The organism is uncultured Flavonifractor sp., assembly GCF_944385615.1.
In the GTDB taxonomy this organism is placed as follows: domain Bacteria; phylum Bacillota; class Clostridia; order Oscillospirales; family Oscillospiraceae; genus Flavonifractor.
The window spans coordinates 49,702-73,946 of sequence record NZ_CALWXV010000005.1 but is presented as its reverse complement, the minus strand read 5'-3'; the positions used below and the strand labels follow the sequence as shown (position 1 = coordinate 73,946).

General features: G+C 61.5%; 20 protein-coding genes. 11 read left to right on the top strand and 9 right to left on the bottom strand.

The window, feature by feature from the left end:
• Positions 1–134 precede the first annotated feature (134 nt).
• Positions 135–1,529, top strand: coding sequence for an NAD(P)/FAD-dependent oxidoreductase (locus Q0J75_RS02955; RefSeq protein WP_297196624.1), 1,395 nt, complete (start codon positions 135–137; stop codon positions 1,527–1,529).
• A gap of 65 nt (positions 1,530–1,594) precedes the next feature.
• Here the strand turns inward: Q0J75_RS02955 and Q0J75_RS02950 are convergent, their stop codons facing one another.
• The 4 genes from Q0J75_RS02950 to Q0J75_RS02935 all read right to left on the bottom strand — a co-directional run bounded on the left by Q0J75_RS02950 (position 1,595) and on the right by Q0J75_RS02935 (position 5,919).
• Positions 1,595–2,275, bottom strand: coding sequence for a YczE/YyaS/YitT family protein (locus Q0J75_RS02950; RefSeq protein WP_297196622.1), 681 nt, complete (start codon positions 2,273–2,275; stop codon positions 1,595–1,597).
• 128 nt (positions 2,276–2,403) lie between these two features.
• Entirely contained in the window at positions 2,404–3,981 is a 1,578-nt protein-coding gene (locus tag Q0J75_RS02945) for a hypothetical protein (RefSeq protein WP_297196621.1), read from the bottom strand.
• The gene (locus Q0J75_RS02940) at positions 3,974–4,456 is read right to left on the bottom strand and encodes an RNA polymerase sigma factor (RefSeq protein WP_297196620.1); all 483 of its coding nucleotides are present in this window, start codon (positions 4,454–4,456) and stop codon (positions 3,974–3,976) included. The genes Q0J75_RS02945 and Q0J75_RS02940 overlap by 8 nt, the downstream gene beginning before the upstream one ends.
• Before the next feature lie 119 nt (positions 4,457–4,575).
• Positions 4,576–5,919 (bottom strand): hemolysin family protein, encoded by a 1,344-nt coding sequence (locus Q0J75_RS02935; RefSeq protein ID WP_297196619.1) that lies wholly within the window; start codon positions 5,917–5,919, stop codon positions 4,576–4,578.
• Between the two features lie 180 nt (positions 5,920–6,099).
• On the opposite strand from Q0J75_RS02935, the gene Q0J75_RS02930 reads away from it, so the two are divergent.
• The 9 genes from Q0J75_RS02930 to sdaAA all read left to right on the top strand — a co-directional run bounded on the left by Q0J75_RS02930 (position 6,100) and on the right by sdaAA (position 16,371).
• A complete protein-coding gene (locus tag Q0J75_RS02930) occupies positions 6,100–7,401 on the top strand; it encodes a chloride channel protein (RefSeq protein ID WP_297196618.1) in 1,302 nt (433 codons plus the stop codon).
• 106 nt (positions 7,402–7,507) lie between these two features.
• Entirely contained in the window at positions 7,508–7,876 is a 369-nt protein-coding gene (locus tag Q0J75_RS02925) for a VOC family protein (protein WP_297196617.1), read from the top strand.
• A 2-nt stretch (positions 7,877–7,878) separates the two neighbouring features.
• Positions 7,879–8,937, top strand: coding sequence for an acyltransferase (locus tag Q0J75_RS02920; protein WP_297196616.1), 1,059 nt, complete (start codon positions 7,879–7,881; stop codon positions 8,935–8,937).
• 13 nt (positions 8,938–8,950) lie between these two features.
• Entirely contained in the window at positions 8,951–10,360 is a 1,410-nt protein-coding gene (locus Q0J75_RS02915) for an MBOAT family O-acyltransferase (protein WP_297196615.1), read from the top strand.
• Positions 10,361–10,373: 13 nt separating this feature from the next.
• A complete protein-coding gene (locus Q0J75_RS02910; RefSeq protein WP_297196614.1) occupies positions 10,374–11,582 on the top strand; it encodes a DHHW family protein in 1,209 nt (402 codons plus the stop codon).
• 5 nt (positions 11,583–11,587) lie between these two features.
• Complete coding sequence (locus Q0J75_RS02905; protein WP_297196613.1) at positions 11,588–12,802, top strand: MFS transporter; 1,215 nt, start codon at positions 11,588–11,590, stop codon at positions 12,800–12,802.
• Positions 12,803–13,080: 278 nt separating this feature from the next.
• Complete coding sequence (gene pyk / locus Q0J75_RS02900; RefSeq protein WP_297196611.1) at positions 13,081–14,514, top strand: pyruvate kinase; 1,434 nt, start codon at positions 13,081–13,083, stop codon at positions 14,512–14,514.
• A gap of 306 nt (positions 14,515–14,820) precedes the next feature.
• Positions 14,821–15,489: an L-serine ammonia-lyase, iron-sulfur-dependent subunit beta gene (gene sdaAB / locus Q0J75_RS02895; RefSeq protein WP_297196609.1), complete on the top strand. Its 669-nt coding sequence runs from the start codon at positions 14,821–14,823 to the stop codon at positions 15,487–15,489.
• Between the two features lie 12 nt (positions 15,490–15,501).
• On the top strand, positions 15,502–16,371 hold the full coding sequence (sdaAA, locus tag Q0J75_RS02890; protein WP_297196607.1) for an L-serine ammonia-lyase, iron-sulfur-dependent, subunit alpha: 870 nt from the start codon (positions 15,502–15,504) through the stop codon (positions 16,369–16,371).
• 77 nt (positions 16,372–16,448) lie between these two features.
• Here the strand turns inward: sdaAA and Q0J75_RS02885 are convergent, their stop codons facing one another.
• Positions 16,449–16,826, bottom strand: coding sequence for a metallopeptidase family protein (locus Q0J75_RS02885; protein ID WP_297196605.1), 378 nt, complete (start codon positions 16,824–16,826; stop codon positions 16,449–16,451).
• On the bottom strand, positions 16,823–18,994 hold the full coding sequence (locus Q0J75_RS02880; protein WP_297196603.1) for a Tex family protein: 2,172 nt from the start codon (positions 18,992–18,994) through the stop codon (positions 16,823–16,825). The genes Q0J75_RS02885 and Q0J75_RS02880 overlap by 4 nt, the downstream gene beginning before the upstream one ends.
• Positions 18,995–19,118: 124 nt before the next feature.
• On the opposite strand from Q0J75_RS02880, the gene Q0J75_RS02875 reads away from it, so the two are divergent.
• A complete protein-coding gene (locus Q0J75_RS02875) occupies positions 19,119–20,072 on the top strand; it encodes a hypothetical protein (protein ID WP_297196601.1) in 954 nt (317 codons plus the stop codon).
• Between the two features lie 58 nt (positions 20,073–20,130).
• Here the strand turns inward: Q0J75_RS02875 and Q0J75_RS02870 are convergent, their stop codons facing one another.
• Genes Q0J75_RS02870 through Q0J75_RS02860 form a run of 3 tightly spaced genes read right to left on the bottom strand, consistent with a single transcriptional unit; the run spans position 20,131 to position 23,978 of the window.
• Positions 20,131–21,162 carry an aldose epimerase family protein gene (locus tag Q0J75_RS02870; protein ID WP_297196599.1) on the bottom strand — a complete coding sequence of 344 codons (1,032 nt, stop codon included), beginning with the start codon at positions 21,160–21,162 and terminating at the stop codon, positions 20,131–20,133.
• A gap of 3 nt (positions 21,163–21,165) precedes the next feature.
• Positions 21,166–22,662, bottom strand: a complete 1,497-nt coding sequence (gene galT / locus Q0J75_RS02865) for a UDP-glucose--hexose-1-phosphate uridylyltransferase (protein ID WP_297196597.1) — start codon at positions 22,660–22,662, stop codon at positions 21,166–21,168.
• A 20-nt stretch (positions 22,663–22,682) separates the two neighbouring features.
• Positions 22,683–23,978: a galactokinase gene (locus Q0J75_RS02860; protein ID WP_297196595.1), complete on the bottom strand. Its 1,296-nt coding sequence runs from the start codon at positions 23,976–23,978 to the stop codon at positions 22,683–22,685.
• Positions 23,979–24,245 lie beyond the last annotated feature (267 nt).

Here is a 24,245-nt window from a genome sequence, read left to right as displayed (position 1 = left end):
GACGGGAAAACCTAAAAATTTTTTAGCCTGGCGGGAGCAACAGCGTTGTCAAAAAAGGGACTCTTTGGTATAATATCAGAGTGGAATGGCCTGCACAGGGCCGTCCAAATATGACGTAAAGTGAGAGATCGCACATGAACACACGGTATGACGTTGCCATTCTCGGCTGCGGAGAGGCCGGTATTTTTGCCGGGTATGAGCTGATGCACCGCAACCCCGGCCTGAAGGTGGTGGCCCTGGATCAGGGGGCCGACATCTACACCCGCAGCTGCCCCATTGTGGCGGGGAAGGTGAAGGAGTGTATCCACTGCAAGGTATGCGGCACCATGTGCGGCTTTGGCGGCGCCGGCGCCTTTTCCGACGGTAAGTATAACTTCACCACCGCTTTTGGCGGCTGGCTTACCGACTTCATGCCCAAGGAAGAGGTCATGCGCCTCATTGACTATGTGGATTCCATCAACGTAAAGCATGGGGCCACCGACAAGGTCTTTTCCACCGACACCCCGGCGGCCCGGGAATTGGAGAAAAAGGCCTTGGAGCACGATCTCCATCTGCTTCAGGCCCGGTGCAAGCACCTGGGTACGGAGAACAACCTGAAGATTCTCCAGAGCATTTATGAGGAGTGCCGCAAGGGGGTGGAATTCCGCTTCCACACCGCCGTTGCCAAGATCGAGGACCTGAAGGGGGAAGGCTACCGGCTCATCACCGAGAAGGGGGACGAGATCGACTGTACCTGGCTTATCGCCGGTCCCGGCCGCTCCGGCGCGGAGTGGTTCTCCAACCAGTGCAAGGACTTGGGGATTCAGCTCATCAACAACCAGGTGGATATCGGCGTGCGGGTGGAGCTGCCCGCAAAAGTGTTTGAGCACATCACCGACGTGGTGTATGAGTCCAAGCTGGTCTACCGCACCAAGCAGTACGGCGACCCGGTGCGCACCTTCTGCATGAACCCCTACGGCCATGTGGTGGCCGAGAGCGTGGAGGGCATCAACACCGTCAACGGCCACTCCTATTCCGACCCGGCTCTCCAGAGTGAGAATACCAACTTCGCTCTGCTGGTGTCCAACCGGTTTACCCAGCCCTTTAACGAGCCCTACCGCTACGGCAAGCACATCGCCTCTCTGTCCAACATGCTGGCGGGCGGGGTGCTGGTCCAGCGTTTTGGCGATCTGGTCAGCGGTATCCGTACCAATGAGCACCGGCTGGGCAAGTCCTTTGTCCGGCCCACCCTCACCGCCGCCGTGCCCGGCGACCTGTCTCTGGCCCTGCCCAAGCGGCAGCTGGACGATATCATTGAGATGATCTATCAGCTGGACAAGATCGCCCCCGGTACCGCCAACTATGACACTCTGCTCTACGGCGCGGAGGTGAAGTTCTACTCCGCCCGGCTGGCCCTGTCCGGCGAGCTGGAGACCTCTCTGCCCGGCTTCTTCGCCGTGGGCGACGGCGCGGGTATCACCCGCGGCCTGGCTCAGGCGGGCGCTTCCGGCGTGAAGGCGGCTCAGGTGATTCTGAGCCGGCTGGGGTAAATCCCTTTAGAAACAAAAAACTGCTGCAAGCCACCGCTTGCAGCAGTTTTTTTCTGAATGTGAGATCAGGCCGCCGGAACATCCACGTGGGACAGCTGGGGCTGTTCGGGCTTTTTGACCAGGAAGGCCAGCCGCTTGCAGAAGAACCGGGAGATAAAGCCCACCGTCAGGGCGCACACCACGGTGCCCTCCCGCAGGCCGTAAATGGCCCCCAGATCCAGCAGAGAGAGCAGGGTGGCGGCGGCCACCATGGTCAGGTCGTAGCCGGTCTTGGTCTTGCCGAAATCCCAGCCGAACTCCTGGCTACATACCCGGACAAAGCCCTCGCAGGGCAGGATAAGTACATTGGGGATGACCTCCAGCGCCACGCCGAAGCCCAGGCTGGTACAGCCCAGCAGCAGCACCACCCAATGCCCCGCGTAGGACTGGGGCACCAGACCGGGCAGCAGGGACATCCACAGATCAATACAGAAGGAGAACACAAATGTGGCGGGGATCTGGAGCAGCTGGATGAGCTGGAACTTCCGGCGGAGCACCAAGATCTGCCCGCCCAGCATGACGCAGTTTACGAGGAAGGTAAAGGTGCCCAGAGAGACGCCGGGGAACACATAGGTGAGCACATAGGCCAGACTGGATACTGCCGAAGTCCCCATTCCGGCCAGGGTAATCAGCGAAATGCCCAGTGCCGAGCACAAAACGCCTGCAAAGAATACGAGGTACCGCCGGAGCAGACCGGAATGAGACATGTAGCTCGCCTCCAAAAAATCATTTTTTAGCACTAAAAATAGTTTAGCACGATAAAAGAGGCGGTTCAAGAGACATTGTGACCAAAAGAAAAGTGAGTTTTTGGTATATTTAGCCGGGAAGCCCAACGTCACTCCGGTAAAAAGCGGTTTAGCTCCTCCAGTGTGAAGGGATACCAGGAGGCGTCGTCCTTGTTCCACTGAATGGAGAACGCGGATTCATATTCCGTCCGGGTGACAGGCTGATAGTCCAGATAGTAGTCGGTGCGTTGGGTTCCGGTTTCGTCCGTGGTGGTATCCACGGAGCCGAGGGGAGCGGTGCCCCAGTCATAGCTGGAACGGCCTGCGGCATCCTGATCCGCAAAAAACATGAAGCCAAATCCCTGGGAGGTATCATAGGAATAAGAATAGCTGCCATCTGTCTTCAGGTCCAGAAGCTCCTGTTCCTCCAAAGTGTAGCCGTAAATGCCACCGTCGCCCCCCTGCCGCAGCACCTCCCAACCATGGTAGGCGCCTGTATCCAGACGCAGGCAAAGGATTACTTCTGCCGTGCCGTTCTGGTCCAGGTCGATGACCGTGAAAGTATCCACCGCCAACTGCGCTCCCTGGGGGGCGTTGTCCTGGAGAAATTGGGACAGGGTGGTGTGGTTTTTGCCATCGGTGTCATAAAAGGCGCCGTCCTCCAACAGCACTGTTTTACATGGGGCGGGCAGGGTAAGGCCGGACTGACCGGCCTTTTGAGGGGCGGTTTCCTGCGGAACTATTTCCCAAAGAGACGGATCCGGCGGCCGGGCGGGGGTGAGCAGGGAGAGGTCAAAGCTGTCTGCCAGCTCCTCCAGGTCCTGCCGGGTTACGCCCTGCTCTGTACCGGACAACACGTTGATCAGAAGGAAGGAATCTCCTAGGTCGGCCAGCACCAGCCCCTTGTCCGGGCCCAGGTCCAGGGTGACCTCCTGGCCTTCGGCGGTGTGGTAGTGCCATTCTGTATAGGAAAACAGGTTTCCCACATTCAGGTACACGTCATTGAGGGTGCCCTTGACGCTGCGGCGGAACTGGTAGTTCAGCTCCCCATATCCGCTGGTGTTCAGGTATCCGTCGTAGTGAAAGGTGCCATCCTCATAGACCTGGCCGGAGTAGGCGGTATTGTCTCCCAGAAAATCCCCCAGCAGGGAGATCCATTCATCCTGGTCCTCCACCACATGGTTCCAGGTGTGGAGGGTCAGACCGTAGCGGGCGGCAATGTCCTCCAGCTTGTCGGCCATCTCCTGAGTGTAAACGCTGTAACAGGTGTATTTGGACAGACGCTGGTCCATGTGGTTACCCACGATGTTGGCGATGCTGCCGTCCGGGTCGTAGCAGGTCAGAAAATCGTTCCACTCCGCCAGTGCCTGACTCTCCGGTGAGTCAATGTAGCCGGACAGACTGAGCAGGGCCTTCTGCCCGGTCTGGCAGGGAGCCGGGGTGCCGCTCTCACCGGGCAGGGGGGCGGACTGGGCCTGGGGCAGCAGCAGGTCCCGGATGCCCAGCAGGTTGGCTGCCACCGCGCCGGCGGACAAAACGGCCAGCAGGGCCACGGCGGCGGCCAGCAGCCACAGCCGCCGTACCCGCCTTTTTGGGGGCTTCCGCTTTTGTTCAAAGTCCTCCCAGCGGATGGTGGAAGAACTGTGGACCTGGGAGAAGGTCTTCTGATAAAATTCCCGGTTAGTCATCCTGCCACACCTCCCCCAACTGTTCCTTCAGCTTGGCCCGTGCCCGGGAGAGCCGGGTGGTCACCGCCGAGGTTTCCAGTTTCAGCAGCGCACCGATTTCCCGGACCGATAGCTCCTCATAGTAATACAGCACCAGTACAATGCGGTAGATCTCCGGCAGGGCCATGACGGTCTGATAGAGGGCCTCCTCCTCCGGCGCCTGAAATACCGGCTGAGGCGGCGCTTCATCCAGGGAGGCCCGGCGTTTCCGCCAGGGGCTGTGCAGCAGGTCCCGGCAGTAGTTGACCGTTACCCGCAGCAGCCACCGCCGCAGGTGCTCCTCCCCTTGGAACGGTTTTTGGGCGGTATATAGCCGGAGAAAAACCTCCTGTACTGCATCGTCCGCGTCCTGGGGACTGGCCAGAACGTGGAGCGCCACCCGGTAGACCATGTCCTGATAGCGCTCCACCGCGGCGGTGAAACTAGTTTTATCCATAGGCGTTCCCCCTGTTTTCAAAAGCGTTCACTTAAGAAACGAGCGGGACTGGGGTTTTGTCACAGAAGACGTCGAAAAAACGGGACGCCTCCAGGCGTCCCGTTGGATGGACCGATGATTCAGGCCGGGTCGGGCTCCTGCTCCGGAGCGGGCTGGAGCTTGGTGACGGTGGCCCACTCCACCCGGCGCTCGGACAGTTCTTCCACCCGGATATGCAGGCCGTACACCTCCACCTCGGGGTGGCTGCCGTCTTCGGGGATGACCGAGAGCTGGGCGTATACCAGCCCCCCCAGGGTGTCGGCCTCTTCCTCTTCGGGAAATTCCACCCCCAGGGCCTCGGACAGCTCCTCCAGCTCCACCGAGCCCGCCACCCGCCAGCGATCCTCCCCCACAGAGATGATCTCCTGATCCTCCTGGGGGTCAAACTCGTCGTAGATGTTGCCCACAATCTCCTCCAGCAGGTCCTCCATGGTCACCAGACCGGCGGTGCCGCCATATTCATCCACCACAATGGACAGATGGACCTTCCTGCTCTGCATATCCCGGAACAAAAGGTCGGTGTGCACCGACTGGGGGACAAAATAGGGGGGACGCAGCAGCTCCCGCAGGGGCTTAGGCTGGGGCTTGCGGGCGTTGATGAGCCACTCCCGGGTGCTGAGGATGCCGATGATGTCGTCGGCGTCCTCCTCGTATACCGGGAAACGGGACAGGCCGGACGCCTCAATGGTCTGTTCGATCGCCTCCGGCGTATCCTCCGCCCACAGCATGACCATGTCGGTGCGGTGGACCATCACATCGGCGGCGGTCATGTTGTTGAACTCGAAGATGTTTTCGATCATTTCCTTCTCTTCGGTCTCAATGGCGCCCTTTTCCTCGCTCAGGTCAATGAGCATCCGCAGGCCCTCTTCGGACACCTCATCGTCGTCCTCGTTGGGGTTGATGCGGAACAGCCACAGAATGCCGTTGGTGGAAACCGTGAGCAGCCAGATGAGAGGCTGCATCACCGCAGCCAGAAGACTGACCACGCCACAGGAAAATCGGGCCACTTCTTCACTCTTCTTCATGGCCACCCGCTTGGGAACCAGTTCACCGAAGACCAGCGTAAAGAAGGAGAGAATGACGGTGACCACAATGACAGACAAGGTGTTCACCGTGCCGACGACAGGCCCAGTCAGGTCAAAAACGGATATTACCCATTGGGTGAGGGGCTCGGACAGATTGTCGGCAGCAAAGGCGGAACCCAGGAAACCGGCCAGGGTAATGCCGATTTGAATGGTGGAGAGAAAGCTGGTGGGGACCTCAATGATTCGCAGCAGTTTGGCGGCCTTGCGGTCGCCGCCCTCCGCCTGCTTCCGGATAAAGCCTTCATTTAAGGAGAGCACAGCGATCTCGGTAGCGGCAAAATAGGCGTTGATGGCAATAAGTATAACCTGAAGGAATAACTGAGGCCATATGGGTGACAAAACAAACTCCTCCTTGGATGTATAGATAATGGAACTAGTATAACACACTATTGAAAAAAATCTATAAGGATAAGGAAAAAAGTTGGTATCCGTGTTATAATGGGGGCTGAAACCCAGGGCGGGCGGCGGGCCCGCCACAGTAACGGCTCCCGGATAGGGAGCCGCCGGAGTGTGAGAGAGATGGGAGAACCGATGGGACGCCGGTGGCTGGAGCACCCGGCCACCTTTGTTAAATGGCTGATCTTCGCGGGCGTCAGCGGCCTGCTGTGCGGAGGTGTGGCCTCCGCCTTTTACCACGCCTTTTCCGCCGTCACCAACCTGCGCCATGCCAACCCCTGGCTGCTGTGGCTGCTCCCCCTGGGCGGCTTGGCTATTGTGCTGCTCTACCGGGCGTGCAGTATGGAGGGGGACCGGGGTACCAACTTTGTGCTGGCGGCAGTGCGGGAAAACAAGCCCCTGCGGCTGCGTACCGCGCCGCTGGTCTTTGTGTCCACCGTTATCACCCATCTGGTGGGCGGCTCTTCCGGCCGGGAGGGAGCCATTTTGCAGATCGGCGGCTCCATCTCCTCCACGGTGGGGCGGTGGATGCGCCTGGACGACAAGGACAGCCGGATCATTACCATGTGCGGCATGTCGGCGGCCTTTTCCGCCCTCTTCGGCACTCCTCTGACCGCTGCCATGTTTGCCATGGAGGTCACCAGCGTGGGGGTGCTCTACTATGCTGCCATTGTGCCCTGTATCCTCTCCTCCATCGTGGGGCTGTGGGTGGCCCAACAGTTTCAGGTACCCCCTACCGCGTTTACCCTGGAGGGCATCCCCAACCTGAGCCCTTTTACCCTGTTGCAGGTCATCGGCATGGGCATCCTCTTTGCCCTGCTGTCCATCTTTTTCTGCCGGCTCATGCACGCCGCGCCCAGGCTGTACGACAAATATCTGCCCAACCATCTGGTGCGGGCGGCGGTGGGCGGGGCTCTGGTCATCGGCCTGACCTACTTGGTCTGGCTGTGGAATCCCGGTACATACGACTATAACGGCGCCGGGGAGGCGCTCATCCACGCCGCCATCAGCGGACAGGCCCGACCGGAGGCTTTTTTCTTCAAAATGCTCTTTACCACCATCACCCTGGGAGCGGGCTTTAAGGGGGGCGAGATCGTGCCGGTGTTTTTTACCGGGGCTACCTTCGGCTGCACCGTGGCCCCTCTGCTGGGGCTCCATTCCTCCTTCGGCGCGGGGCTGGGCATGGTGTGTGTGTTCTGCGGAGTGACCAACTGCCCCATTACCTCTCTGCTGCTGTCCCTGGAGCTTTTTGCCGGGGACAGTCTGGGGATGTTCACCGGCCAGAGCCTGTGCCTGTTCGCGGTGTGTGTGGCGGTGTCCTATATGCTGTCGGGCTATTATGGGCTGTACAGCGAGCAAAAAATCGTATATAGTAAACTGCGGCCTGAATTCATCGATAAAAAGGCCAATGAGGATCCCTCCTAAACCAAAGGCGGACCGGCGGCGTCTATAGAGATAGACGGCCGGACTGCCCTTCCACCGGCCGGGCTGGTGGAAGCGGGGATACGGGACGGAAAGAAAGGAAACCAATATGCTGCAATTCAATCATTTTAACTTCAATGTGCTGGACCTGGACCGTTCGCTGGATTTTTACCAGAAGGCGCTGGAGCTCAAGCCGGTGGCCGAGAAGACTGCCGCTGACGGCTCCTTCAAGCTGGTGTATCTGGGGGACGGGGAGACCGGCTTCCGGCTGGAGCTGACCTGGCTGCGGGACCGGACCGAGCCCTACGACCTGGGGGAGCAGGAGTTCCACCTGGCCTTCCTCACCGACCGCTTTGACCAGCTGCTGGAGCGCCACAAGGCCATGGGATGCGTCTGCTTTGAAAACCCGGATATGGGCATCTACTTCATCGAAGATCCCGACGGCTACTGGATCGAGATCGTGCCCGGGGAGGCGTGACAATGAGCAAGACCGCGACCGGAGGGCGTGTGGCCTATGCCGATCTGCTGCGTGTGGTGGCCATGCTGGCGGTCATCGTGGTCCATCTGGCAGGCTCCCGGCTGGGCAATGTGGCGGTGGGCTCGGCGGAGTTTCACATCCTGAACGCCTATGACGGACTGACCCACTGGTGCGTGCCGGTGTTTATCATGCTCTCGGGCATGTTTCTGCTGGACCCCGAGCACAGCTTGCCCCCCTCCAAGCTGGTTTTCGGCCATATCCTGCGGATCCTCATCGCTCTGGCGGTGTGGGGGACGGCCTACGCCCTGGTCACCCAGGCGCTGGCTACCGGTCTGAGCTGGGCCGCCGTCAAGACAGCCCTCTATCAGGTGCTGCTGGGCAAGACCCACTTCCACCTGTGGTTTTTGTACATGATCGTGGGCCTCTATCTGGTCACGCCCATCCTGCGGGCGTTTGTCCGGGGAGCCGGTCGGGCGGAGTTTCACTGGTTTTTGCTGTTGGCCTTCCTCTTTGCCAGTCTGCTGCCCACCCTGCTGCGGCTGCGCCCCAGCCAGACGGTGAGCCTGTGGGTGGATAACCTGGATCTGCACCTGGTATTGGGCTATGTGGGATACTATGTGCTGGGCTACTATCTGAAGACCTTCCCTTTGAACCGGGCGGCCGAGTTACTGATCTATGTTTTGGGCGTACTGGGAGCGGCGGCCACTGTGGGGGGCACCGCTTGGCTGTCCCAGCAGCGGGGCCAGCTGATCCAGACCCTGTACAATTATGACAGCGCCAATGTGGTGCTGATGAGCGTGGCGGTCTTTGTGTTTTTCCGCCGCATATTGGGAGCCCGGGAGAAAGAGCGCCAATGGGTGTCCGGGGTGGCAAAGGTGTCCTTCGGCGTGTATCTGGTCCATGTGTTCTGTCTGATGGCGCTGGACCAGCTGAATATCTCCGTGCTGTCCATCACCCCCCTTTTGGCGTTGCCCCTGCTCACGGCGGCGGTCTTTGCCTGCTCCTTTGTAGTGGCCTGGCTCATCTCCAAGCTCCCCCTGGTGGGACGTTACCTGACCTAAAGGAGGCAACTGAGTGCTTTTTTCCAGTTCCATCTTCCTGTTTCTCTTTCTGCCCCTGGTGCTGCTGATTTACTATCTGCCCCTGGGCCGATTCCGGCAGGGACAGAACGTATTTGTGCTGCTGGCCTCCCTGGGGTTTTACGCCTGGGGCGAGCCCTGGTTTGTACTGGTGATGATGGGCTCCATTGTGGTCAACTACGGCTTCGGCCTGTGGGTGGACCACAATCAGCGGCACAATCACTCTGCCCGGATGCCGGTGATACTGGCTCTGGTGGTCAATCTGGGAATCCTGTTTGTATTTAAATATTTGACCTTTACGTTGGGTATTCTGAATGACCTGGGGGCGCACTTCGTCATCCCCGGGATTGAGCTGCCCATCGGCATTTCCTTTTTTACCTTCCAGGCCCTGAGCTATGTGCTGGATATTCAGCGGGGCCATGGACAGGTACAGCGCAGCCCCCTGAAGGTGGGGCTGTACATCTCCTTTTTCCCCCAGCTCATTGCCGGTCCCATCGTCAAATATGAGACGGTAGCCGACCAGATCGACCACCGGAAGGAGAACTGGGAGGATTTTTCTTCCGGCTGCGCCCGGTTTGTGGTGGGCCTGGGGAAGAAGGTGCTGCTGGCCAATCAGCTGGCCCTGGTGGCCGACCGGGCCTTCCAGCTGGGCGGGATGGGCCAGCTCACCACCGGCTTTGCCTGGCTGGGGTCCCTGTGCTATACCTTGCAGATCTATTATGACTTCTCCGGCTACTCCGACATGGCGATCGGACTGGGCAAGATGTTCGGCTTTCACTTTTTGGAGAACTTCAATTATCCCTATATCTCCCGCTCGGTCACCGAGTTCTGGCGGCGGTGGCACATCTCCCTGTCCACCTGGTTCCGGGACTATGTGTACTTCCCCCTGGGGGGCAGCCGGGTAAACTCCAAGGGAAAGCACATCCGCAACCTCTTTGTGGTGTGGCTGCTCACCGGAATCTGGCACGGGGCCAACTGGACCTTTATCGTGTGGGGCCTGTTCTATTTTGTGCTGCTGATGCTGGAAAAGTATGGCCATCTGGGCCGGGGCTGGCCAGCGGTGTGCCAGTGGCTGTTTACCTTCCTGATGGTGAATTTCGCCTGGGTCCTGTTCCGGGCGGACAGCCTGGGGGCGGCGGCTCAGGTGCTGAAGGCCATGTTTGGCCTGGGCGCCGGGCTGTGGAGCAGCGAGACAGGGCTGTACCTGCGGGAAAACTGGACGGTTCTGCTGGCCGGGGCCCTGTTTGCCGCGCCGGTGGCGGCCTGCCTGCGGGAGCGGACCAACCGATGCCGAAGCGTACTGCTGGCGGTGGGATATGGGCTGCTGGCGGCGGCCATCTTCCTGGTGTCGGCCAGCTTCATCATCAAGGGAACCTACAATCCCTTTATCTACTTCAACTTCTGATCGGGAGGGCGCCATGAAACATCGCTATACCATAACCGCCCTGCTCTTTCTCCTGCTGCTGGCGGGGGGCTTTGTCCTGCTGGCCACGTCCTTCCTTGGCCGGGAGGGCAGCTTTGAGGCCCTGCTCAAAAACGTTGCGCAGGACAAGGACGTGCCCGCCTTTCTGGACCAGGCCGAGTCCGCCGTCAATGAGGACCTGGACCGGGACCACCTGTTTATCCAGCTCTACGGCGGGGTGCAGATGCTGTCCGGCCGGCGGGTGATCCAGGATATGGTGGAGGATAACTCGGTGGCCAAGCTGTCCACCGGTGCGCTGAATTTTGTGAATCTGGGGACCCAGTCCCAGCCGGGGGAGGATGTGATCGCCCGGGCCCGGAAAACGGCGGAATTTGCCGACGCGCTGGAAGCGTCCGATATTCCCTTCCTCTATGTGGCCGCCCCTCAGAAAATCCAGCGGGGGGCGGAGCTGCTGCCCAAGGGCCTGGAGGACAACGGCAACGCCTATTGTGACGCCTATCTGGCGGAGCTGAAGTGGCTGGGCGTGGACTACTTTGACCTGCGCCCTCTCTTTGAGAGCAACGGCATCTATTCCAGCTGGTTTTTCAGTACCGACCACCACTGGAAACCGGAGGCCGCCTTTTTTGCCTGGCAGCACCTGGCCAAGCTGATGGATGACCGCTACGGCTTTGTCACCCCAAGCCGCTTTACCGACCCGGCCAACTGGAACAAGACAGTGCTGGAGGACTACTTCCTGGGCAGTCAGGGCAAGCGGGTGGGCTCTCTCTATGCCGGGGTGGACGATTTTACCATCTATACCCCGAAGTTTGAGACAAACCTGACCTATGCCAGCCAGTCTGGGGGCTTTGAGCGCACCGGTCCGTTCCAGCATTCGGTGTGCTTCCCTGAGCGGGTGGAGGAGTGGGACTGGTTTGGCGGCAATCCCTACACCTATTACTCCGGCGGGGATTACGGCCTGGCCACCATGACCAACCACAAAAACCCCAACGGGCCCAAGGTGGTGCTGCTGCGGGAGTCCTTTTCCTGCGCCCTGGCCCCCTTCCTGGCCCTGTCCTGCTCGGAGCTGACCACCATCGACCTGCGCTCCTTCTCCGGGGATCTGACAGAGACCATCCGGACGCTGGACCCGGATCTGGTCATCACCCTCTATACGGCCAGTACCACGAAGCTGGACAATATGTTTGAATTTTGTAAAACGGAGTGAACGGTGTGGAGCGACTGGAAAAACAGCCCTCCCTGCGGCGGCTGGACTATCACTACATCGCCATGCAGGCGGGCTTCTGGGCCATGTTTGCCGCCATTGTGGCCTACCAGACCGCCCTGCTGCTGGAGCGGGGCTTTACCAACAGCCAGGCGGGACTGATGACGGCGGTGCGCTGTCTGGCGGGCATTGTGTGCCAGCCCCTGCTGGGCGGCTTTGCCGACCGGCATCCCGATCTGCCCCTGAAGCGTATCGTCACCCTGTCCCTGGTGCTGTCGGTGGCGGCGGGGGCCTGGTACTGGCTTTCCCCGGGCATGGGCCTGTGGGAGACCACCCTGGTGTGGGTGGTCATCGGCGGGCTGGAGGTGTCCTCCTATCCCCTCATGGACGCCATGGCGGTGCAGTTTATCAATGAGGGAAAGCCCATCCGCTACAGTCTGGGCCGGGGGGTGGGCTCCCTGGCCTACGCGGTGGTGTGCGTCCTGCTGGGCTTTCAGGCGGGCCGGTTGGGGATGGAGAGCACTCTGGTCACCCACCTGACCTTGGTGGTGGTAGAGATCCTGCTGGTGGCCACCTACCCGGCCTTTCGGGGGAACGCCCGCCGATTGGGGGAGGAGGGAGCTAAGCCCCAGTCCGCCCTGTCCCTGCTGCGGAGCAATCCCCAGTTCACCCTGATGCTGGCGGGCGTGTTCCTGGGGCTGACCGGCATCATGCCCCTGTCCAACTTTTTGGTGAACATTGTGACCAGCCGGGGGGGCAGCGAGGCCGACCTGGGGGTGGCCCTGTTTCTCATGGGGGCCTTTGAGCTGCCCACCGCCTTCTTCTTTCAGCCGCTGCTCCGGCGGCTGGGCAGCGGGAAGCTGCTGTTGCTGAGCATGGTCTTTGGTACGCTGAAGGGGGTGCTGCTGCTGCTCACCACCAGCTGTCTGGGGGTGCTGCTGGTCCAGCCCATCCAGGTGCTGGGGTACGGTCTCTTCACCCCGGCGTCGGTGTACTTTGTCAACGAGTCGGTGCCCCAGGCCGACCGTGTGCGGGGCCAGACAGTCATGATGGTGGCCTCCAACGGCCTGGGCGGTATGATGGGCGGCGTGCTGGCCGGATGGACGCTGGATCTGGGAGGCGCCAATCTGATGCTGGCGGCCTGTATTATCTCCGGCTGTGCCGGCGCCGCCCTCTGTCTGGCCGCCTTGCGGCTGGGGCGGCATAGCCGCCGGGCCAGCTGAAAGCGGGCGTTTACTGGTCAAACTTTTGGTATTTTTTGCGTTTTTTTCCGGAGAAAAAGGCGGAAGAAGGAGAAAAAATTTGAGGAAAAGGCTGTTCCAAAGTTATGGAACAGCCTTTTTTTAGAGCTTTTTCTGAATATTTTCTTGAAAAATGGGATGGAAAACTCCGGAAAGTGGGTAAAATGAAAATTCCCTCTATGCAAAACCGGCGGATTGGTGTATGATAATCCCGGATTTTTTAGAGTTCTATTTTTAAGTGCCTGTTATGGAGGTAGGAAATGAGAAAGACTAAAATCATCTGCACCCTGGGTCCCGCTGTGGACAATGAGGAGACCATCCGCCAGCTCATTCTGTCTGGTATGGACGCCGCCCGCTTCAACTTCTCCCACGGCAGCCATGCCGAGCAGCTGGCCCGGCTGACCATGCTGAAGTCCGTCCGGGACACCCTGGGCCGTCCGGTGGCCACCATTCTGGATACCAAGGGGCCTGAGATCCGTATCAAGTCCTTTGTCAACGGTCCCGTGACCCTGGAGAAGGGCCAGGCCTTTACCCTGAGCACCGACGAGGTGGAGGGTAATGAGACGCAGGTGTCCGTCACTTATCTGAACCTGCATGAGGAAGTGGGTCCCGGCTGCCGCATCCTGGTGGATGACGGCCTGATCGAGCTGCTGGTGGAGAAGGTGGAAGGCCACAACATCCGCTGCACCGTGGAGAACGGCGGCCCCCTGTCCAATAATAAGTCCATCAACATCCCCAACGTGAGCATCATGCTGCCCTCCCTCACCGAGAAGGATAAGGACGATTTGAAGTTTGCCGCCGAGAACGACTTTGACTTCATCGCGGCTTCTTTCGTCCGCAAGGCCAGCGACGTGGAGGACATCCGCGCCGAGCTGCGCAAGCACGAGGGCGGCGAGAATATCCGCATCATCGCCAAGATCGAGAACCGTGAGGGTGTGGACAACCTGGACGCCATCATTGCCGCCGCCGACGGCGTCATGGTGGCCCGCGGCGACCTGGGCGTGGAGATCCCCGCTCACGAGGTGCCCATCCTTCAGAAGAGAATGATTAAGGCCACCATCCGTCAGGGCAAGCCCGTCATCACCGCCACCCAGATGCTGGACTCCATGATCCGCAATCCCCGGCCCACCCGTGCCGAGGTGTCCGACGTGGCCAACGCCGTGTTTGACGGTACCTCCTGCGTGATGCTCTCCGGCGAGACCGCCTCCGGCAAGTATCCCATCAACGCCCTCCAGACCATGGTGGACGTGGTGACCTCCGCCGAGACCTCTATCCGCTACTGGAACCGCTTCCGGGAGCGCAACCTGCTGCCCGACATCACCGGCATCAACGACGCTATCACCCACTCCTGCTGCCTGACCGCCATGGACCTGGAGGCCTCCGCCATCCTGGCCGCCACCAAGTCCGGCTATACCGCCAAGATGATCTCCCGCTTCCGTCCCGCCTGCCCCATCGTGGCTCTGTGTCAGACCGAGTCTACCCGCCGTCAGCTGGCCATCTCCTGGGGCGTGAAGCCCCTGCTGTCCGGCGAGGTGGATTCCACCGACCGGATGTTCTCCATGGCTGTGGACGTGGCCCGGAAAGAGGGTCTGGTCAAGCCCGGCGAGACCGTGGTTATCACCGCCGGCGTGCCTCTGGGCAAGTCCGGTACCACCAACCTCATCAAGGCTGAAGTGGTGAGCGAGCCCCTGTAAGAGCTTTCTTTTAATCTCAAACGGCCGCCGTTTGGCGGCCGTTTGAAACTGTCGAAAAAGACTGTAGGTCTTTTTCGACAAAGGGCTGCATGACGGATGGGGCTCGATTTCTTGCGAAATTGTCACCCCATTCGTCATGAGAAGTGTCCTTTCCGAGGCGCATGTCCCCGGAAAGGACGGATTCTGATTTGATTCCGCCGCCTGCGGGCGGCGGAACTCTGCGAGGCTTGTTTGAGAAGCTAACGGCCGCCGTTCGGCGGCCGTTTCTGTATTGCTGCCCACATTTCCGCCGCAAGGAGTGATTTGATGTCGTTTATCAGCGTGTTTGACGTACTGGGCCCCAATATGATTGGCCCCTCCAGCTCCCACACCGCCGGAGCGGTGGTCATCGCCAACCTGGCCCACAAGCTGCTGGCCCCGCCGCTGAAACAGGTGGATTTTACCCTCTACGGCTCCTTCGCCAAGACCTATCGTGGACACGGTACCGACCGGGCCCTGCTGGGCGGGATCATGGGTTTTCCTACCGATGATCTGTCCATCCGGGACTCCTTCCGGATTGCTGAGGAGCGGGGGCTGGCCTTCTCCTTCACCCCTGACGAGACGAAGACAGAGGTCCACCCCAATACGGTGGATATCCGTATGGAAAACGCCGCCGGGCAGCGTATGACTGTGCGGGGGGAGTCTCTGGGCGGCGGAAAGGTGCGTATTGTGCGGATCAACGGCGTCCACGTGGATTTTACCGGGGAATACGCCTCGGTCATCGCGGTCCATCAGGACAAGCCCGGGGTGGTGGCCCATATCACCAAGGTCCTCAGCGACCACAACGTCAACATCGCCTTCATGCGCCTGTTCCGGGAGGGCAAGGGGGATACGGCGTACAGTATCATTGAGTCGGACGGCACCCTGCCCGAGGGCATTGCCGGAGAGCTGAAAACCAATCCCCATGTCCGGGACGTGATGATCGTCCAGTCGTAAGGAGGCGCTGTCATGAACTTCAAAAATGCCAATGAACTGCTGGCTCTGTGCCAGCAGGAGGGCTGTTCCATCTCTGAGATCATGCGCCGCCGGGAGTGTGTGCTGGGGGAGACCACGGTGGAGACGGTCACCCGGCGCATGACAAGGGTGCTGGAGATCATGCGCCAGTCGGCCACCATTCCTCTAGAGCATCCGGTCCGGTCCATGGGTGGGCTCATCGGCGGCGAGGCAAAGCGTCTGACCGCCCATGCAGCCCAGAAGGAGGACATCTGCGGGCCGGTGCTTCAAAAGGCCATCACCTACGCCATGGCTGTGCTGGAGGTCAACGCCTCCATGGGCCTCATTGTAGCCGCTCCCACCGCCGGTTCTTCCGGCGTGGTGCCCGGTCTGCTGCTGGCTTTACAGGAGATCTTCCACATCTCGGACGAGCGGCTGATCGACGGGCTATTCAACGCCGGGGCCATCGGGTATCTGGCCATGCGCAACGCCACGGTGGCGGGCGCGGTGGGCGGCTGCCAGGCTGAGGTGGGCGTTGCCGCCGCCATGGCCGCCTCCGCTGCGGTGGAGCTGATGGGCGGGGAGCCGGAACAGTGCCTCAGCGCCGCCTCCACCGTGCTCATGAATATGCTGGGCCTGGTGTGCGACCCGGTGGGCGGGCTGGTGGAATACCCCTGTCAAAACCGCAATGCCGCGGGTGTGGCAAACGCCCTCATCGCCGCGGAGATCGCCCTCAGCGGCGTCTGGCAGCTCATTCCCTTTGACGAGATGCTGTCCGCCATGTACCGGGTAGGCCGCCGAATTCCCGCCGAGCTGCGGGAGACCGCCCTGGGAGGCTGTGCCACCGCTCCCTCCGCCTGCCAGCGCTGCGGGTGCTGTCCATAAATCAAAAAACAAGCCGCCCTGGAGAAGAACACATTTCATGTGTCTCTCCGGGGCGGCTTTTTATAGATCCGGTTTTGTCAGGTTTGCTCTCTGCGGTATTCCTCCATCTCCAGCTCGTCCTTGATCTCCAGGCCGCGCTCGCCAGCCAGACCCTCCACATGGTGGGTGAACTCATGGGAGAGGGTGGTGTACAGCTCGTCCTCCCAGTCCTCCTCGGTCCAGTCCTCCCGCTCCGCCAGAGCGGCGAAGGAGCCGTAATAGAGGTTGATGTACCGGCCCATCATGTCGTTGTGGTACTCTCCCATGATATAGAGGTCCTCCAGCGTGCCCTCCGGGTCCTCCTTGGCCTGGGGCAGCAGGGAGATGCCGCCGTTCAGGTCCCGGTAAAATGCCTCGGGGAACTCCTCCGCCATCTGGTCCAGCAGGTCGCCCGCCGCTTCAAAGCTGAGGATCATACCGTCCCCTCCTTCGGCTTTTTCATGGTCAGGCCGATGCGCTTCTTCTTTTCGTCCACCTCCAGCACCCAGACGGTGACGATATCCCCCACGGCGCATACCTCGCTGGGGTGGCGCACCCGGCGGCTGGACAGCTGAGAGATGTGGACCAGCCCGTCCTGGTGGACCCCGATGTCCACAAACACCCCAAAGTCGATGACGTTGCGCACGGTGCCGGTCAGCTCCATCCCCGACTTCAGGTCCTTCATCTCCATCACATCGGTGCGCAGGATGGGCTTGGGCAGCTCGTCCCGGGGGTCCCGGCCGGGCTTGAGCAGCTCCTTTACAATATCCCGCAGGGTGGGCAGGCCCACGCCGCAGGCCTGAGCCGCCTGCTCCGGGCCATAGTGCTCCACCCGCTCTCCCAGCTCCGAAAGGCCGCCCGCCGCCACATCTTTCAGGGTGTAGCCGCACAGCTCCAGCAGCTTCTGGGCCGCCTCATAGCTCTCCGGGTGGACTCCGGTGTGGTCCAGCACGTTCTTGCTCTCAGGCACCCGCAGAAATCCAGCGCACTGCTCAAAGGCCTTGGGCCCCAGCTTGGGCACCTTCAGAACTCCCTTGCGGGTGGTAAAGACGCCGTTTTCCTCCCGGTACTTGACGATGTTTTTGGCGGTGGTGTTGTTCAGACCCGCCACATAGGACAAAAGGGGAGCGGAGGCGGTGTTCAGGTCCACACCCACCGCGTTGACGCAGTCCTCCACCACGCCCTCCAACGTCTCGTCCAGCCGGGCCTGGGGCATGTCGTGCTGGTACTGGCCCACGCCGATGGACTTGGGGTCGATCTTTACCAGCTCGGCCAGGGGGTCCTGAAGCCGCCGGGCAATGGATACGGCGCTTCGCAGGTTCACGTCGTAGTCGGGGAACTCCTCCGCCGCCAGCTTGGAGGCGGAATAGACGCTGGCCCCCGCCTCGTTGACGATCATATAGCTCACCCCGCCCCCCAGCTGCTTGATGAGCTCCACCGTCATCTGTTCGGTCTCCCGGCTGGCGGTGCCGTTGCCGATGGCGATATGGGCCACCCCGTGCTTACGGATGAGCCCGGCCAGTATTTCAATGGCCTCCTGCTTTTTCTTCTCGCTGAAGGTGGGATAGACCACCGCCGTGTCCAGCACCTTGCCGGTGCCGTCCACCACCGCCACTTTGCAGCCGTTGCGGTAGCCCGGGTCCAGGCCCATGGTGACAAAGCCCTTTACCGGCGGCTGCATCAGCAGGGGCTTGAGGTTGAGGCCGAACATCTTGATAGCCCCCTCGTCGGCCTGCTCGGTGAGGAGATTGCGCATTTCCCGCTCCACCGAGGGCCAGATCAGCCGGTCATAGGCATCCTCGGCGGCGGCGCGTACAAAGGCCATGGCGGGGGCGCCGGGGCGGAGCACCTGCCGCCGGACGGGGATCAGGGCGGCTTCCCGGTCCATATCCACCCCTACTTTCAGCACCTCTTCCCGCTCGCCCCGGTTGATGGCCAGCACCTGATGGCCCTGGACCCGGTTCAGAGGGGCTTTGAAGTCGTAATACAGCCGGTACACCGTGTCCTCCGGCTCCTTGGCCGCGGCGGCGGACACCAGACAGCCCTTTTTCCACACCAGCTCCCGCAGCAGCTTGCGGATATTGGCGTCGTCGGAGATCTGCTCGGCAATGATATCGCTGGCCCCCTGGAGGGCGGCTTCCGTCGTCTCCACCCCCTTCTCGGGGTCGATGTAGTCCTGGGCGGCCTGTTCCGGGGCGGGGTCGTCCATGGCCTGGGCAAAGAGCAGGTCGGCCAGGGGCTCCAGTCCCTTTTCCTTTGCCATGGTGGCCCGGGTGCGCCGCTTCTGCTTGTAAGGACGGTACAGGTCCTCCACCTCCGCCAGGGTGGCAGCTGCGTCAATGGCGGCGGACAGCTCCTCGGTCAGCTTGCCCTGGTTTTCAATGGCGGCCTTGACCTCCGCCCGCCGCTTGTCCAGGTTGCGCAGGTATTGCAGCCGGTCGGCCAGGGTGCGCAGGGTGGTGTCGTCCATGGCTCCGTGGAGCTCTTTGCGGTAGCGGGCGATAAAGGGAATGGTGTTGCCCTCGTCGATGAGCTCCACCACGTTTTGAATGTAGGTTTCCTTTTGGCCCAGTTCCCGGGCCAGTATCTGAATGATGGCGTCCATAGGCCTCTCCTTTGTAAAAGCGTTGTAACCCATATTTTACCCGGTTTTTACTGGCAAGTCCAGCGGTTTTCCTTGCCCAATGGAAGCGGTCTGTGTAAAATCAAGGGAGAAAGGGGAGGATAGAATGAGAGAGCGCCTACAGGAGATCGACCAGGCCATCGCGCGGCTTACCGCCGCCGAGGCCCGCCGGAAGCAGCTGGCCGCCCAGATTGAAGAGCTCTACCGCCAGCGGGGAGAGCGGCAGGCCAAGGTGGAGGAGACCGCCGCCATCTTCCGCAAGGAGCAGGACGATGTGGACAAGCTGGAAAAGGGAGGACTGCGGGCTCTGCTGCTCTCCCTCACCGGGGACAAGGAGGAGCGGCTGGACCAGGAGCGAAGGGAGGCCATGGCCGCCAAATGCCAGTATGAACAGGCCCGGTCTGATCTGGACTATCTGGAGCGCAAGTTAAGCGATCTGATCCGGGAGCGGGAGGGCCTGCTCTCCGCCCCCAGCCAGCTGGAGGACCTGTGGGAAGAGAAGGCTCAGCTGGTCAAATCCATGGGAGGCCCCCGGGGAGAGCGGCTGGTGGCGCTGGACCGGGAACAGACAGAGCTGCTCCACCAGCAAAAGGAGCTGAGGGAGGCCATCTCCGCCGGAGAAAACGCCAAGCGCCTGTTGGGCCATGTCCAGGACGATCTGGACAGCGCCCGGAGCTGGGGGACCTGGGATATGCTGGGGGGTGGGCTCGTCGCCACTATGGCCAAGCACGACCGGCTGGACAGCGCCCAGTCCAGCATCCGGGCCGCCCAGCGGGCTTTGTCCGACTTCCGTACTGAACTGGCCGACGTGGGCCGTCTGGAGGTGCCCAGCATCCAGATTGGGGAGTTCGCCACCTTTGCCGACTACTTTTTTGACGACATTTTCTCCGACTGGTATGTCCAGTCCAGCATCAAAAAGGCCCAGTATGGGATATCGGAGGCCCGGATGAAGCTGACCGCCGCCTTGCGCTCCCTCACCGCCGCCCGGCAGGATCTGGACGAGCGCTTGGCCCAGATGGACCGGGAGCGGGAGAACCTGCTGGACACCAATACTCTTTGAACAGAAAAAGCCTGACCTGCCGTGCGGCAGGTCAGGCTTTTGTGTAGGATAGGGCTGTTTAGCCGGACAGGGTGGCCAGCCGGTAAACGGTGGTGTGGCGGTACTCCTCGCCCGCCCGCAGGATGGGGCTGGGGAAGGCGCTGTGGTGGATGGCGTCGGGCCACCCCTGGGTCTCCAGGCAGAAGGCCGAACGAGGCCCATATACCGCCCCGTCCTTGCCGGGCTCTCCGTCCAGATAGTTGGCGGTGTAGAGCTGAAGACCGGGCTGGGTGGTGTAGCACTCCAGACACAGGCCGCCGCCGGTGACCCGGGCCGCCAGCCCCAGAGGGGACACCGGCTGGGTCCGCAGCACAAAATTGTGGTCGTAGCCGTTGCCCAGGGTGAGCTGGGGGTGCTCCATAGCCAGCCCCTGCAAAAACTCCCGGGGGATCCGCAGATCAAAGGGGGTGCCGTCCACCGCCAGCAGTGCGCCGGTGGGGGTGCTGTCGGGGTCATTCTCGGTGATGGCGCTGGCATAGACCTGTACCCGCTGGCCCTCCAGGGAGCCGTAGGCGTGGCCCATCAGGTTGAAATAGCTGTGGTTGGTCAGATTACACAGGGTATCCTGATCGCTTTTGGCCCAGTAATCCAGGGTAAGGGCCCCGTCAGCGGTCAGATCGTAGCTGACCTGTACCTGGAGGATACCGGGGAAGCCCTCCTCTCCGTCGGGACTGGTGAGAGAGAGCACCAGCTTGTCCTCCCGCACCTGTGCCTGCCACACCGCCTGGTGGAAGCCGTGGATGCCGCCGTGGAGGCAGTTGGGGCCGTTGTTGACCGCCAGCGGATAGTGGACCCCGTTCAGGTCGAAGGCCGCTCCGCCAATGCGATTGGCCACCCGGCCCACCAGAGCGCCGAAATACTTGTCCTGCTTCTCATAGGCCGCCAGAGTGTCGCATCCCAGCACCACGTCCCGGTCCTCCACCTGAAAGCTGCGGAGGATACCGCCGTAGGTGAGGACCTTGGCGGTGTAGTTACCTGCCTGGGCGGTCCACTGCTCCACTTCCTTTCCGCTGGCGGTGACGCCAAAGGGTTCTTTTGTCCACTTTGCCATGGGTCACACCTTTCTCAAGAACCGCAGGAAGGCTTCCTTCCCCTCCGGCGTGCGGGCATACACGCCGGCGTGCTCCAGCACCTTGGCAAAGACCAGGCCGGTCTCCTTATAGACCACATCCAGCGCGTTGTCTTTGGTGATGTCGTATTTGCCCTGGAACCCCTCGGCCCAATCGGCGTGGGCGGCGGTGAGAGGATCGGCCCGCAGGTCCGCTCCGGCGGACAGCTTGTCGGCCACCGCCGCCAGCTCGGTCTTGAGCCGGGCGGGGAGAACGGCCAGACCCATGACCTCGATGAGGCCAATGTTCTCCTTCTTGATGTGGTGGAGCTCGGCGTGGGGGTGATAGACGCCCAGGGGGTGCTCCTTGGTGGTGATATTGTTGCGCAGCACCAGGTCCAGCTCGTAGTCCTCCCCCCGGCGGCGGGCGATGGGGGTGATGGTGTTGTGGGGTTCGCCGTCGGTCTCGGCGTAGATGAAGGCGCTCTCGTCGGTATAACTCCGCCACAGGGTCAGGATATGGTCGGCCAGGTCAATGAGCCGCTGGGGGTCGGCGCAGGTGATACGCACCACCGACATGGGCCACTTGACGATGCCCGCCTGTACATCCTCATAGCCGGGGAAGGTGACGGGGGTCTCCACCGGGGCCTTTTCCATGGCGAAGGTGTACCGGCCGCCCTGGAAGTGGTCGTGGGCCAGGATGGAGCCGCCCACGATGGGCAGGTCAGCGTTGGAGCCCACAAAGTAGTGGGGGAACTGCCCCACAAAGTCCAGCAGCTTGCCGAAGCAGGCCTTGTCGATCTTCATGGGGGTGTGGACGCTGTTGAGACAGATGCAGTGCTCATTGTAGTAGACGTAGGGGGAGTACTGCAAGAACCAGGGGGAGTCGTTGATGGTGATGGGGACGATGCGGTGGTTCTGCCGGGCGGGGTGGTTGACCCGGCCGGCGTATCCCTCGTTCTCCGCGCACAGCTGGCACCGGGGATAGGCGGAGGCGGGCAGGTTGCGGGCGGCGGCAATGGCCTTGGGGTCCTTCTCCGGCTTGGACAGGTTGATGGTGATGTCCAGCTCGCCGTACTCGGTGGGGGCCTTCCACTGCACGTCCTTGGCGATCCGGTCCCGGCGGATGTAGTTGGTATCCTGGCTGAACTGATAGTACCAGTCGGTGGCCTTCTTGGGGTCCTCCTGCCGCAGGGCCTGGAATTGCGCAATGACCTGGGCGGGCCGGGGGGTGAGGGCCCCCATCAGGCCGGTGTCAAACAGATCCCGGTAGACGATGGAGTTTTCCTCCAGCACACCCCGGGCATAGGCGTCGTCGGTCAGGGCGTCCAACACAGCGGGCAGGTCGATGTCCGCCGGGGCTTCCCCCTCCGGCGGGGTATAGCTGTCCAGCTTCAAAGCGGCCAGCAGGGTGTTGACTGCCCAGAGCTCCTCACAGGGCTGAATCAATTCCTTGCGCAGGGCATAGGTTACCAGCTGAAAAATGGCTTCATTGCGTTCCATGATGTTTTCCTCCTTATCCCTTACGGCCAAACCACCGCGCCGCCCACCGGGCGGATGGACAGCACATGACAGGCCCCCTGGCCCAGCACGGCCTCTACCTGGCTGCGGAAGGCCTCCAGCCCGTCCAGGGGCACAAAAGCCTGAATGGTACCGGCAAAGCCGCCGCCGTGGACCCGGAAGGCCCCTCTGCCGTTCAGAGCCCGCTGGGCCGCCGCCAGGGCCACCGCCATGGCCTGCTCCCGTACCGCACCGGCGGGGGCGATGTTCTGTAAGTACATCCAGGAGGACTGGCCCGACTCCTTGACCAGGGCCAGGAAGGCGTCAAAGTCTCCCTGCTCCAGGGCGTCGGCCTCCTGCGCCACCCGCTTGTCGTCGGCATAGAAGTGGAGGGCCCGCAGCACCGCCCGGTCGCCCACTTCCTTGCGCAGGGCGGGGATATTGGCAAAGACCTCCTCTTCGGCCACCTCATGGAGTACCTCTTTGCCAAAGAAGGCGGCCACCGCCTTCATCTCCTGGGGAATGGCGGCATACTCGGCGGTCAGGTCGGCGTGGTCGGCCCCGGAGTCGATGATGCACAGAGCGTAGCCCTGAGCGTTCAGGTCCACCTTCATGGGGCGGATGAGCGGCTTGTCCGGGTCGCCGAAGTCGATGGCCACGGCGCCGCCCACCGAGGAGGCCATCTGGTCCATCAGACCGCTGGGCTTGCCGAAGTAGACGTTTTCGGCGTACTGGCCCATCTGGGCAATGGCCACCGGGTCCAGCTTGTCCTGACAGAACAGGTGGTTGAGGATGACCCCCAGCAGCACCTCACAGGCCGCCGAAGAGGACAGACCGGAACCGGGCAGCACGTCGGAGACGGCATAGGCGTCAAAGCCCCCCACCGAATAGCCCAGCTGGGCCACCCGGTCGGCCATGCCCCGCACCAGGGCATAGGTGCTCTCCTTTTCCCCGTCCCGGGGGCCGTCTCCGTCCAGGGTCACCTCCACCATAGGCCAGCCCTCCGACTGGAAGCGGATGGTGTTGGTGCCGTTGGGGGCGGCGCAGGCCAGAAAGTCCAGATTCACCGCCGCAGCCAGCACCCGGCCACGCTGGTGATCGGTGTGGTTGCCGCAGATCTCGGTGCGGCCCGGTGCGGACAAAATGGCGGCCTGGGCCTCCGCCCCCTTTCCAAACGCCTTGCGATAGCCCTCGGTCAACGCGGCCACTCTGGCCCGGGCGGCGGGCAGTCCCGCCTCCCCCCGGCAGCTCAGGGTGCTTAGCGTCTGGTCCAGCTTTCCTTCCTCCAGTGCCTGAAGCAGCGCGGATATCTCTGTCATGACGGTTCCCCTTTCCCTCATGGGCGCACCGCAATCTGTGGGCGGCGCCCCCAATTTTTTCTCAGTTTTCCACCGAGTACGATCCCCACCCCATGCGCGGCGGGCATTTTTTTAATCATACCACATTTCGTTTTTCCTGCCAATATAGCCGGGCCATCCCGGATAAATTTTACACCCCTTACCCTGGTCTTGTAGGAGGAAAAAACAGCAAGGGCCTGCTGCACACGTTTGCAGCAGACCCTTGTCATTGGTTGGATTTGGGCGGCT